The sequence below is a fragment of the Streptomyces sp. NPDC093065 genome (assembly GCF_044754585.1).
GTDB lineage: Bacteria > Actinomycetota > Actinomycetes > Streptomycetales > Streptomycetaceae > Streptomyces.
In genome coordinates, this window is sequence record NZ_JBIVPJ010000033.1 from 26,006 (window position 1) to 38,191 (window position 12,186).

At 67.8% G+C, this 12,186-nt stretch carries 8 protein-coding genes and 1 pseudogene; 7 read left to right on the forward strand and 2 right to left on the reverse strand.

Annotated features, from left to right (window positions below):
• Positions 1 to 84: 84 nt before the first annotated feature.
• Both ACIQFU_RS35855 and ACIQFU_RS35860 read left to right on the forward strand, forming a co-directional pair.
• A pseudogene (locus ACIQFU_RS35855) lies at positions 85 to 273 on the forward strand (integrase core domain-containing protein); the annotation flags it as partial.
• 764 nt (positions 274 to 1,037) lie between these two features.
• The gene (locus tag ACIQFU_RS35860; RefSeq protein ID WP_402557302.1) at positions 1,038 to 2,684 is read left to right on the forward strand and encodes a molybdopterin-dependent oxidoreductase; all 1,647 of its coding nucleotides are present in this window, start codon (positions 1,038 to 1,040) and stop codon (positions 2,682 to 2,684) included.
• Between the two features lie 259 nt (positions 2,685 to 2,943).
• Here the strand turns inward: ACIQFU_RS35860 and ACIQFU_RS35865 are convergent, their stop codons facing one another.
• Positions 2,944 to 3,213, reverse strand: coding sequence for a hypothetical protein (locus ACIQFU_RS35865; RefSeq protein ID WP_402557304.1), 270 nt, complete (start codon positions 3,211 to 3,213; stop codon positions 2,944 to 2,946).
• On the opposite strand from ACIQFU_RS35865, the gene ACIQFU_RS35870 reads away from it, so the two are divergent.
• The 5 genes from ACIQFU_RS35870 to ACIQFU_RS35890 all read left to right on the forward strand — a co-directional run bounded on the left by ACIQFU_RS35870 (position 3,185) and on the right by ACIQFU_RS35890 (position 10,806).
• On the forward strand, positions 3,185 to 3,538 hold the full coding sequence (locus tag ACIQFU_RS35870) for a hypothetical protein (RefSeq protein ID WP_167752096.1): 354 nt from the start codon (positions 3,185 to 3,187) through the stop codon (positions 3,536 to 3,538). The two genes, ACIQFU_RS35865 and ACIQFU_RS35870, sit on opposite strands and share 29 nt — an antisense overlap.
• Before the next feature lie 538 nt (positions 3,539 to 4,076).
• The gene (locus ACIQFU_RS35875; protein ID WP_402557306.1) at positions 4,077 to 4,199 is read left to right on the forward strand and encodes a hypothetical protein; all 123 of its coding nucleotides are present in this window, start codon (positions 4,077 to 4,079) and stop codon (positions 4,197 to 4,199) included.
• A gap of 452 nt (positions 4,200 to 4,651) precedes the next feature.
• The gene (locus ACIQFU_RS35880; RefSeq protein WP_402557308.1) at positions 4,652 to 6,031 is read left to right on the forward strand and encodes a cytochrome P450; all 1,380 of its coding nucleotides are present in this window, start codon (positions 4,652 to 4,654) and stop codon (positions 6,029 to 6,031) included.
• A 716-nt stretch (positions 6,032 to 6,747) separates the two neighbouring features.
• Positions 6,748 to 8,109, forward strand: a complete 1,362-nt coding sequence (locus ACIQFU_RS35885) for a hypothetical protein (protein ID WP_402557310.1) — start codon at positions 6,748 to 6,750, stop codon at positions 8,107 to 8,109.
• A gap of 366 nt (positions 8,110 to 8,475) precedes the next feature.
• A complete protein-coding gene (locus tag ACIQFU_RS35890) occupies positions 8,476 to 10,806 on the forward strand; it encodes a SpoIIE family protein phosphatase (RefSeq protein ID WP_402557311.1) in 2,331 nt (776 codons plus the stop codon).
• A 582-nt stretch (positions 10,807 to 11,388) separates the two neighbouring features.
• Here the strand turns inward: ACIQFU_RS35890 and ACIQFU_RS35895 are convergent.
• On the reverse strand, positions 11,389 to 12,105 hold the full coding sequence (locus ACIQFU_RS35895) for an SDR family oxidoreductase (RefSeq protein ID WP_402557358.1): 717 nt from the start codon (positions 12,103 to 12,105) through the stop codon (positions 11,389 to 11,391).
• Positions 12,106 to 12,186: the final 81 nt, after the last annotated feature.

The following is a 12,186-nucleotide window of genomic DNA, read 5'->3' on the forward strand; positions in this document are numbered from 1 at the left end:
CTCAGTGACCATCACAGGATCATTCAGGAAGGTACGCCCTCCGCATGCCCTCACAGGGCTGATCCACAGGTCTCGAGCATTGCTCAGGTGGAGCGCCTGAATCGGACCCTGCTCGACGAGTGGGCTTACGTACGCCCGTACTCCAGCAACGCCGAACGCACCGACGCCCTGGCGGATTTCCTTCACATCTACAACTACCACCGATGCCATACCGCACTTGAAGGCCAGCCACCCATCAGCCGCGTAAACAACGCTCCAGGTCAATACACCTAGTTGGCCAGGCCCGTGGATTCTCGATGAACGGGAGACGGTATCCGCGCGGGTCTGCACGTGGGGGAAGTCCGTGACCCGGTACCGGTTCGGGGTGTCGGCGGCGTCCCGTGCGGATTCAGCTCGCAGTCCCGCATCGTTGTGGCGCACCGCGTCCCCCGTCGTCTGCGGTGACCTTGAGGTGCGCGGCTGAGCCTGTCGGGCACATGCGGGCCGGGGGTATTGCGGCCGGCGAAGTGGGACGCATCGAAGCCGCTCGTGCTGCCTGCCGTGAAATACCCGATCCGGCCGACCCCGTCCACCACTTCGCCGTTCCGTTGGATCCCGCCGGGGACTGATCTTGAAGGAGGGGAGAACGTTCTATCTTGACAAATACCGGCGTAATCATATGCTGACCATAGATAGAACGTTCCGTCTATGTGTGTCTCGGTAGCCCTGCGCGTCCGCCTGGGTGGAGGAGTCGACCGCGGTGCTGCCGCTGAAGTGTGTTCTTCGTCTGTGCCACAGCTCGGAAGGAGCCGCGTGACCGCTGTTGAATCGCCTGCCGACGACTCGTCTGGGGCCACCGGCGGATTTGCGTCGACGCCGTGTCAGCTGTACTCGATGCGATCCGACTTCGCCGTCGTCGGTCCAGGCGTCCGGTCGTCACCGGCTCCGGTGGCATCTCCGTACCGGCAGGGGTGCAGTTCAATTCTGGGACCTCCGCCCCGATTCCGATCAGGGAACCCGGTCCCGCCGGGCCGAACAACAACATTCACGGAGGACGTATGAGTGAGCAGCAGCCCGGCAGCGGTCAGGGGAGGATCGCGGACAGGCCGGCGCCGGGTTCGGGAGGTGAAGACGCACCGCAAGAGCCGGGTTCCGTTCCGGCCAGGACACGCTTGGCCGGTCGCGGCGGGCGGATCGCGCGGGGAGTGATTGTCGGTCTCGTGGCGGGCGGCGCGGGGCTGGCGATCGGTGAACTGGTCGCGGTGGCCACGGGGGAGGCATCCGCGCCCGTGACGGCAGCCGGGACCTGGGCGATCAGCATCACGCCGACGTGGCTTGAGCAGTTCGCCATTCGCAACTTCGGCAGCAACGACAAGACGGTGCTGCTGATCGGCGTCTATGTGACGCTGGCGTTGGCGGCAGCCATCGACGGCGTGCTTGCCCGCGTCCGGCCGATCACGGCGACCATTCTGACCGCTCTGGTCGGTGTGGTGGGCGCGATCGCCGCGGTCACCCGTCCTGCTGCGAGCACGAGCTGGCTGCTCCCCTCGCTACTCGCGGGAATCGCCGCGGCGTTGGTGCTGCGCTGGCTGACGATCTTGTCGCTGAAGGAACCGAGGCCCTCCGCGGAGCCGAGCGAGAGGCGTCGCTTCATGTTCGGCACGCTGGGTACAGCTGTGGGAGCGCTGGCGGTCGGGTACGGCGGTAACACGTGGACCAAGAAGCGCTACGACGTTTCGGGCGCACGCGACAAGGTGGTGTTGCCGGCTCCGGCGAACGCGCTGCCCGAACCGCCCGCCTCGGTGCATCCGGAAGTGCGCGGGCTCGGGCCGTTCTTCACTCCGACCTCCGAGTTCTATCGGGTGGACACAGCGCTCGCGGTCCCCCGGGTGGACCCGAGGGAGTGGAAGCTGAAGATTCACGGCATGGTGGAGCGCCCGTTCGAGATCACCTTCGACGAGCTGCTCTCCTACCGGTTCGAGGAACACGACATGACCTTGACCTGCGTGTCGAATCCGGTGGGCGGACCGTACATGGGCAACGCGCGCTGGCTCGGGACGCCCTTGGCGCCGCTGCTGCGCCGCGCCGGCGTGCGCAGAGGGGCAGACATGCTCATGTCCACCTCGACGGACGGCATGACGATCGGTTCGCCGGTCGAAGCGGTGCTCGACGGCAGGCAGGCGATGCTGGCGATCGCGATGAATGGCGAGGCGCTGCCGACCCAGCATGGCTTCCCGTGCCGAATGCTGATCCCAGGGCTGTACGGATACGTGTCGGCCACCAAGTGGTTGGTCGATCTGAATCTCACTACATTCGCCTCCTCCGACGCATACTGGACGCCGCGTGGCTATTCGCCGCAGGCCCCGGTCAAGACCGCGTCGCGAATCGACGTGCCGACGTCCGGGGCGACGGTAGCGGCCGGGACCGTGGTGCTCGCCGGCACTGCCTGGGCCAATCACCGCGGCATCGCCGCGGTAGAAATACAGATCGACAACGGGCCCTGGCAGGAGGCGAAACTGGCGACGTCGGATACCCCGGACACCTGGCGACAATGGTCATACGAGTGGGCGAACGCACCCAGGGGCTCGCACAAAGTCAGGGTGCGCGCGACCGACGGCACCGGTGCCGTGCAGACCTCGGTCGTCCAGGACGTGGTTCCGAACGGCGCCACCGGCTACCACACCATCACTGTCCGGGTTTCCTGACCCGGCCGCGCGGCCGGGTCAGGAAACCCGGACGCCGCGCCTTCGGTGCACAGCAGCTTCTTGACCTCCCGTATGCCGGTGAGCCGGAGCAGAGCCTGGCTCAGGAGCGGGTGCTGCGGCACCCGAAGGCAAGCTCGAAGCACTTGGTTGCCAGGTGGGCTGCCGCAAACTCACGAGACAGAATGTTCTGTCTTGACTCGTGAGGCGAAACCGCACTAGGTTTCAATTGTATTGAGCGCTCCATAGGCGAATCGATGAGTCAATCCGCATCGCGAAACACGTTAAGGATGGACATGCTCCATAAGACTTCACTGCGAACGCTTGGCGTTGGCCTCTCCCTCGCCGCATTGGCGACGTTCGCGGCAGCGTGCGACAGCTCTTCCAGCGACCAGTCGGCCGCCGATTCGACGACGACTTCCGCTGCGCCGGACTCGAAGGACTCCGGTTCGACGACGGCCTCAGCAACACCGGACTCGGAAGACTCCGGCTCGAAGTTGGTCTTGAAGACCGCGAAGGGCGCTGAGGGCATCTGGCTCACCGACTCGGCTGGACGCACGCTGTACCTGAACACCAAGGACAAGGAAACGGCGTCCAACTGCTACGACGAGTGCGCCAAGAAGTGGCCTCCGCTCACGACGGACAAACCGGTGACCGTGACCGGCAAGTACACCGTTCCGAGCAGTGTGGGCACCATCACCCGGACCGACGGCACCAAGCAGGTCACCTACGGAGGCCACCCGCTGTACTACTTCACGGGTGACACCGCTCCTCAGCAGATCAAGGGGCAAGGCGTCGACGGCACTTGGTTCCTCATCGGACCGATCGCCAACATCATGAACGGCACCAAGCCGTAGCAACCGCCCTGCGACCGTCTTCGTCGCCGTGTCTTTCACGTGGGTGTGTGATCGCGGATGGAGTGTGGTGCCGGGCCGGCCGTGGCGTGATCCGGGGGTGAGTGGTTCCCGGCCGCCCCGGGCCGTGTCCTCGGACGCGGACGGTCGTGTTCGCCCGGACCCCGGCCGATGATGTCGGGCCGCGGCTGGGTACCACTGAGGTAGAGGGCCATGGGCCGCCGGCCGATCGTGGCGGTCGCCATGCGTTCGGCGGGCTCTGACGTCAGTCCGACCAGACGGCATCCGAGATCGGCGGGGAGCTTCTCGTCGTCCACGAACGCTTCGCAGCCGCCGACTCCGTGGCGGTCGACGAGAGTCGGTGCCGCCGCGGTCAATCCGGCGTCGTCAATCTCGCCGTCGCCTGGCCGGGCCAAGCGCAGGGACCTGTACTACCCGCACGAGAGCTGTTGACATCGCCTCCTGCGAAGTTTCGCGAAGCGATCCGGGCGGCAAGCTCAGCGGCCTGCGGGTCGGCCTGCGACCGTGGCACCGGGCGTTCGTGCTGGAGCAGTTCCCGGGAGACCGGATCACCGGTGAACCCCCGCAGCGGGGACCGGGCGGCCTGCCCAGCACGGACGCGGTGCTGTGGGCCATTGGACGTGTACGCCCCAACGCGGGCTGACTTCCGGTCCGGGACGTGCTTCTTGAACCCGGCCCGCCAGGCATCGGCCACCGTATTCCGACTGGCAGCCCCCGTTCCGAGTGCCTCATAGCTCCTCCACGGAGCCAACTGCCCAGGGCGGTCAGGCGCTCCCGCCCTCGCACGTGGCTCGCTGGCCGGGTTCCGTCACTCGGCGGGCAGGACAACCGCCGGTTCCCCCGGGACGAGCCAATCCGCGCAGGTCCTCTCGACGCGGCTGCCGCATTCCCAGTTGCCCGAAAATGAGAGATAGAACGTTCGGTCTTGATTGCGTGACTTCGCGTGATTAGGTTCGTACGAGCGGCGCCGCACACAGATCACCTGCGCTGCGCCTGCCCTCGTGACGGTCGCCTGGGTGGGCCAACTGCCCTTCGGCCGGGCGGTCGATCCGCCTCCGCCGTAAGGCTGCAAGCCTGCAAGGCAAGGAGAGAGCCATGCCCACGATCCAGGACATTCCCCGGGCCCCTGGAGGCAATCCGCTGTTCGGGCACGCGGGACCGTTGGTTCGGGATCCACTGGCATTCGTCTCGTCCCTACCCGGGCAGGGCCGACTGGTGCGCATGGACATGGGAATCAAGAATGTCGTGGTCGTCTGCGATCCCGCCCTGATCCGTCAAGTCCTGCTCGACGACCGGACCTTCGACAAGGGGGGACCGCTCTTCGAACGTGGCCGAGAGGCCCTCGGCAACGGCCTCATCACCTGCCCCCATCACGACCACCGGCGACTGCGGCGCCTGTCCCAGCCCGCCTTCCATCCGAACCGAATGGCCGGCTACGGCGCCGTCATGATCGAACTGGCCGACGACATGGCGAGCGGCTGGCGCGACGGTCAGGTACTCGACGTGGTGAGCGAGATGATGGGGCTCACCGTCGAAGCCACTGTGCAAACGCTGTTCAGCGACTCGCTGCCCCGCGCCACGGCCTCCCAGATCACGGATGACTTCCTCGTCCTGATGACCGGATTCTTCCGGCGCATGATCACGCCCCCCTTGCTCAACCGGCTTCCCAGCAGAGGAAACCGCGACTACACACGTGCGATTGAGCGCCTCCGGAACACGGTCGGCGGCATCGTGGCCGCTCGGCGAGCCGATGAGTCCGACCACGGTGACCTGCTGTCCGCGCTCTGTGGCGCCACCGGCCCGGACGGCTCCCACGGCCGCAGTGAGACGGAACTCATCGACGAAGTCCTCACCTTCCTGCTTGCCGGGACCGAGACCACGGCGGCCACCCTGTCATGGGCGATGCACCTGCTGTCCCAGAACCGGGAGGTGGAACGTCAGGTGCACCGGGAGGTGGAGACCGTACGGTCCGGAAGCCGACTGGATTTCGCACGTCTCGGCGAACTGGAGACAACCGCCAACGTGATCAAGGAGACGCTTCGCCTGTACCCCGCCGTGTGGATGCTGACCCGGGTGACGTCCGCAGAAACCGACCTGGACGGGTACGCGCTTCCCGCGGGAACGATTGTCGCGTTCAGCCCATACGCCATTCACCGGCGTCCCGATCTCTACGAGCGGGCGGAGTCCTTCGATCCGGACCGGTGGCATGACACCACGATGGTGCAGGACTCCTACCTCCCCTTCTCCGCAGGGGCGCGGAAGTGCATGGGGGACCGATTCGCGCTCAACCAGGCGACGTTGGCCCTGGCCACCGTCGTCTCCCGCTGGAGGCTCTCACCCGTCACCGACCAACCGCTGCGGCCCTCCGTCAAGGCATCCCTGACACCCCGCAGGCTGCGTCTGCGTGTGACCGCTCGGAGCGAGCCCCTCCCGGTGCGGGATTCCGCCGCGGGAAGCGCGGAGGAGGGAGAATGACCGCTCGACGCGGGAGGTCGGCGCACCAGGACGAAGAGGCAGAGTCGAAGGCGCCGAGGACAGCGGACACATCCGTGCCGCGCAGCGTCGCCGAGTACCGGGCGATAGCGGCCAGTCATGTGCGGGACGGGCTTCACACCGCCCCGGCAGTCGGCGGTGTATGGAGTGTGCAGGAGTTCAGAGGACCTCGGCGATCACTCGTCCGAGTCGGCTCCCCCGGCGCCGAGCGGGCCGGCCGGGTGTCGATCCGATACCCGGACGTCGTGCGATCTCCGGAAGTGTGGCGGTCCCTGCTGGGCGACACCGACTCGCTGAGGGGGAACGGCGCGGGGCCAGGATCCCGGACGGATCCGCCGGCCGTAGTGACCGAGGACGACTGGCGGCGGAGCCTGGCGGCGCTGGTGGCGAGCCTGCGTGTGGACCACTCGGTCGACCCGCACGGTGACGGCCTGGCCAGGACGGTCGAGCGGGCCGCTTACGCCCTGCTGGGGGCCATGCTTCACGAACCGGAGCACACTGCCGCGCGCCCCACGAGTCGCTTCGCCGCAGACGACACGGGTGAGGCGCAACGGTGTGGGGCCTGGTCGGGTTCCGCTCAGTGGTCGCGTGCGCAAGGGGGTTCCAGAGCCTCTCGGGCGGCGCCGGAACGGCCATGCGGATGCGACGACGCATCCCTTTGCCTGTGGGCCTGGGCGGACACGCACTATCCCGAGACGATGCCCGCACACGACTGGGACGAGTTTCGCGACCTGATCGCCGACTCGACCCTGATGCGGTCGGTTCGGGCTTTGGGTGTCGACGCGAGGGCCCGGAACGCCGGTAAAGGCCGACCGCCCAGGGTCGAGGGAGGGCTCTGGGCACGCGCCGTCCGGGAGTGGGGATTCCAAGGTGCCATGACGTCCCGCGTGTACGCGGTCCCCTCGTTCACCGTCATGCCGGCGTCCAGGTGGCTGGTCAACGAGAGCCGACGGGAGAGCGCGCTCACCGAGGTGTTCGGTTACCTGGACGACATACACATCGAGAACCTCGCCCTCGCCGGGCCGGACGGAGGAGCCACCGCCGCATCCATTCGTGACAACCTCCGGTCCTGGGCATCGGTCGAGCCGCTTCGCGAGACGGCGGTCATGGTCGCGCTGATCGGTGTGTGGAACACCCTTCTGGAGATCACCCAGAATTACCCGGCCCCAGGCGGAGGCGGCCCAGCAGCTGTACCTCAGTACGGACAACTGAGTGGTGGGGAGCGGAAACTGATCCTTGCGGTCGACACGTGCCTGCCGCATCTCGCCTCGGCCTACGACGCCGATGAGCGCTCGCTCGACGATCTGGCGATATCGCAGACGCTCAACGGATACAGCGACCTCGGCAGCGACATGGCGATGGGCGTGGTCAACAACGGGCTCCTGCTCGGTGCCGGGCCAGGAGCCGTCCCAGGCAGTCCCGACGCGGAGGACGCCTACCGAGCGTTGTCGAGATCCATGCTGGCCATCGCCCGGTCGGGGGCGAACCGGCCAGGTGCCGAGGCGGTGTCGAACACCGTCATCTGGAACATCACCAATGGGCGCCACAACATCGTCGAACGTGCGGCGGGGGTGCCGTACGAGTGGATGGCCCGTCGATGGCCGGCACTCGACGAGAACCGCCGGGACTGGGACGCGGTGGAGGGAGAGCTGTGCACCCGGGTGCGCGCAGCTCTCGGGCGCGATTCCGGTCACGGCGACGGGAGGGAGAGGTCCTGTCCCGTGTGCGGCGAACTGCCGCGCTGGAGTGCTCTCATGCACGAGCTGCTGGACGACGTCGAGGGCGCCGCATGCGCGATGACGAGGTACATACACTGCGATCGCGTCTACGCCGACGAGTCCGCACGCGCGGATGTACATGGCACGCCCGCCAGCGACTGCGCCGGAGCGGTCGGCATCCTGATCCGGCGGTTCGAGTCGAGCGGTGTACTCAGCGACCTGAGCTGGATTCTGGCCGGCGCCATCTGGTTCCGAGAGGCACTGCATCTCCGCGGGAGCCTGGTCGACATGGCATATCGCCGGTCCGGTCGGGACACCGAACTGGCCGAGGACGACTGGTAGGCCGGTGCCGGACACGTGCGGCGCGTCGGTCGGACGCGTCCGCGTTCGTGCCGGGGCGGACCGAAGTCGCCATCGACGTGTTGCGGCCTTCCGCCAGGAGCAGGCCGGCGCGCCCTCGACCACATGGCCCGGCACGCACTCCTCCATCGGTGCTACTCAGTGTGCAAAAAGACTCGCTTATGGTGATGCTGTCCGTGTCAACCGCTTGGGGCGGTCATTCTGTGCCTACCGAAAAATGCGGGGCATTTCGTCACGTACCGGTTGATTGTTTATAGTCCGGGCGTCACCGTGGAGTACATGAATGATGGTGCCGTGGCGACCCCCGGAGTGCACATGCGCTCCAGAGGCCCGGGTACGCCACTGGCCGTGACGGATGTTCGCGGCCGCGTCGTGGCTTGGAGCACCGGTGCGACTCTGCTGGTCGGCCTTGATTCCGCCGAGGCAGTCGGCCGACCCGTTGCCGAGCTGCTGGGGACACAGCCCCACTGGTTGACCGGTCCGGACGAATGGTACGGCACGCTCGAGATCCGGCGGGTGGAGGGTGGCAGCCGCCAGGTGGCCGTACGGGCGTCCCGCCTGGGCGGTGGCACCGACGAGGAACCGCTGTGGCTCCTGGCTCAGGACGCGGGAGAGACGTTTCCGACGGGTCAGATGCTGACGCACTGGCTCCGGACCCAATGCCCCGTCGCGGTGGCGATCTACGACGCCCAGTTCCGCTGCGTATTGCAGAACGGGGAGATGCGGCGATTGCTGGGCGTGTCCGACGAGGAGCACACCGGTCAAGGCTTGTCCGCAGCTCTGATCGGGGCCGGAGCCACGGAGTGGGAAGCGCGGATGCGCCTCGTGCTGGAGACCGGGCAGGCGGATGACAGGTTTCTCGTCCGGGATCGGACCCGGTCCGGCACCGATCATGAACAGCGTCTCACCACCACGGTGTCCCCCCTGCGCGGACCGTCGGACCAGGTGGTCGGTGTGTGCGTCATGGTGACCGACACGGCCGAGCGGCGCAGCGCCCAGGAGCGACTGGCGCTGCTGAACGAGGCCAGCGTCAGCATCGGGCGCACCCTGGATGTGACGCGCACCGGGCAGGAACTGGCCGACCTGGCTGTTCCGCGCCTCGCCGACTTCGTATGTATCGACCTGGTGGACGCGCTCCTCAGCGGCGAGGATCCACCGCACGGTCCGGCTGCCGGGGCCGTGCTGCGCCGGGTGGCGAACCGGTCCGTTCACGAAGGCACACCGGAAGCCGTGGTTCCCGTGGGCGACGTGGACTTCTACCCGGCGAACTCGGCGCAGGCCCACTGCCTGGCCAGCGGGCGTTCCACGCTGTACCGGACACCCGGTGACGCGGGCTGGGTGCTTGAGGACCCCTTGCGCATGGCCAAGGTACGGGAGTACGGGTTCCATTCCTGGATGATCGTGCCCGTGGATGCCCGCGGTACGAGGCTGGGCGTGGCGATGTTCCTCCGCGGGCGGCACTCCGAGTCCTTTGACGACGAGGACCTGTCCCTGGCGGAGGAAGTGGTGGCCCGAGCCGCTGTCTGCCTGGACAACGCACGGCGTTTCACGCGCGAGCGCGCGGCGGCTCTGACCTTGCAGCAGAGCCTGCTGCCTCAACGACTGCCTGAGCAGTCCGCCGTGCAGGCGGCCTTTCGCTATCTGCCGGGCGCTCCCGAGCTCGGTGTGGGCGGCGACTGGATCGACGTGATTCCCCTGTCCGGGGCGCGGGTGGCGCTCGTGGTCGGCGACGTCGTCGGTCACGGCCTCCAAGCCTCGGCGACCATGGGCCGGTTGCGCACCGCGGTGCGTACCCTCGCAGACGTCGACCTGGCCCCGGACGAACTGCTGACCCATCTGGACGACCTCGTCATCCGGCTGGCCTCGGAGTCCGAGACGGGAACGGAAGAAGTCGACGCGAGCGAGATCGGAGCCACCTGTCTGTACGCCGTCTATGACCCGGTATCCGGTCGCTGCTGCCTGGCCCGGGCCGGCCACCCCCTCCCGGCAGTGGTGCGGCCGGACGGGACGTCCGCTCTCCTGGACCTGCCTGCCAGCCCCCCGCTGGGTCTGGGCGGACTGCCGTTCGAGTCCGTCGAGGTGGAGCTGCCGGAGGGCAGCCTCCTCGCGCTCTACACCGACGGTCTGATCGAGTCCCGTCAGCAGGACGTGGACACGGGACTTGAACGGCTGCTGCATGAGTTGTCGGGTGTTCATGCCTCACCGGAGGCTCTGTGCGACCAGGTCGTTGACGCCCTCTTGCCGGAGCATCGCACCGACGACGCCGCGCTGCTGCTGGCTCAGGTCCGGCAGCTCGACATCGGCCAGGTCGCCACCTGGGACGTACCTGCCGACCCCGAAGCGGTGTCGGGCACCCGCGCACACGTCGTCCGTCAACTGCGCGACTGGGGCTGCGAGGCGGCCGGCTTCCCCACCGAGCTCGTGGTCAGCGAGCTGGTCACGAACGCCATCCGATACGGCAGCACTCCCATCCAGCTGCGGCTCATCAAGGACCGATCGCTGATCTGCGAGGTGATGGACGGCAGCAGCACAGCGCCGCACCTGCGCAGAGCCCGTGCGTTCGACGAAGGTGGCCGCGGCCTGCTGCTCGTCGCGCAGCTCACCCAGCGCTGGGGCACACAGCAGACACCGGACGGCAAGGTCATCTGGTGCGAGCAGGCGCTCCCGGCCGAAATGTGAGCCGTCTGCCACTGCGGCGGGCGCCGGCCCTGGCGGCGGCAGGGTCCGGCATGTCGCGAAGCGCGCGGTGCGCACCGGACCGCCCTTCTTGCCGCAGTGCCCGGCACTCGTCGGAGCACGTCCGTGGCTGTGGCGACACGGCTCGGCGTCACCGAGGAACACGGCCAACGCGAGCCGGGCACCGGTCGGCCCGCATTCCGGGGGAGTGCGGCGAGCCGCTCGGGAGGCCATGGGGACGCTGTTCGCACAGGCCGGGGGCGTTGAACGTCACGTACCGCCCGCTCGCGGCGAGCGCGTGGAGAGCCGGTCCGCGCAACGCGCGGGATTTCGCCTTGTCGCAGGCTCAGTCCAACCCCTTTGAGTGCCCACGAGCCCCGATCGTCCTTCGCCCACAGGTCTGAGGCCCGAAGAACCTCTGCCTAACGAATGCGGTCTGGAGGTCGCGGCCCACCATGGGCGACGCGAGGCTCTCGTCGTCGAGCTCCTTCACGTCGTCGGCGACGACACCGCCTGGGCGCTCCCGGCACGGGCGCCCCCGACATCACGATCCCGTCCCTGGCCACCTCCCACCCCGCGTGTTCGTCAGCGAGTGGGTGCCGGGCCGTACAGCTGGGACGGGTCGCCGGACAGGGCGGCCTTGACGAAGCGGCTGGGCTCGTCGACCAATACTTCGAGCAGGTTGTTCTGCACCCCGTCGAGGCTGGCCCGCGCCACATCGAGCGGGTCGATCTTGGGGGCGTCGCTGCCCGCCATCATGTCGGTGTCCGCAGCGCCCAGATGAACCCCCTGGACAAGGGTCCCCTGCCCGGCGAGCTCGACGCGGACACCGTTGGTCATGTTCCACTCCGCGGCCTTGGACACGGAGTAGGAGCCTGAGCCCTGAGGGGTCGCCACCCAGGACAGCACGGACAGGATGTTCACGATCGCTCCGCCGCCGTGCGCGGCAAGGGCAGGGGCGAAGGAGCGGATCACGCGCAGGCTGCCGAACAGGTGTGTCTCCAGCTCACGCCTGATGTCGTCCAGGTCGCCGCTCAGCAGGTCGGCTCCGGTGGTGATGCCGGCATTGTTGACCAGCAACGTGACGTCCTGCGCGACAGCGGCCGCATCCGCGATGGACTTCTCGTTGAGAAGGTCCAGGAAAAGAGGTGTGACCCGCGGGTCGGAGACGGAGACCGTCTCGGGGCGGCGGGCGGCCGCGTAGACCCGCTCGACGCCCCTGTCCAGCAACTCTTCGACGAAGCTTCGGCCGATCCCCCGGTTGGCGCCGGTCACTAGCGCGACAGAGCCAGCAATATTCATGATCGTCTCCGGTTGTGCGAAGTCCCGCACCTGTCCGCGGGTTCCTGGCCTACGCTAGAACTTGACGTCAGCGTCAAGGGC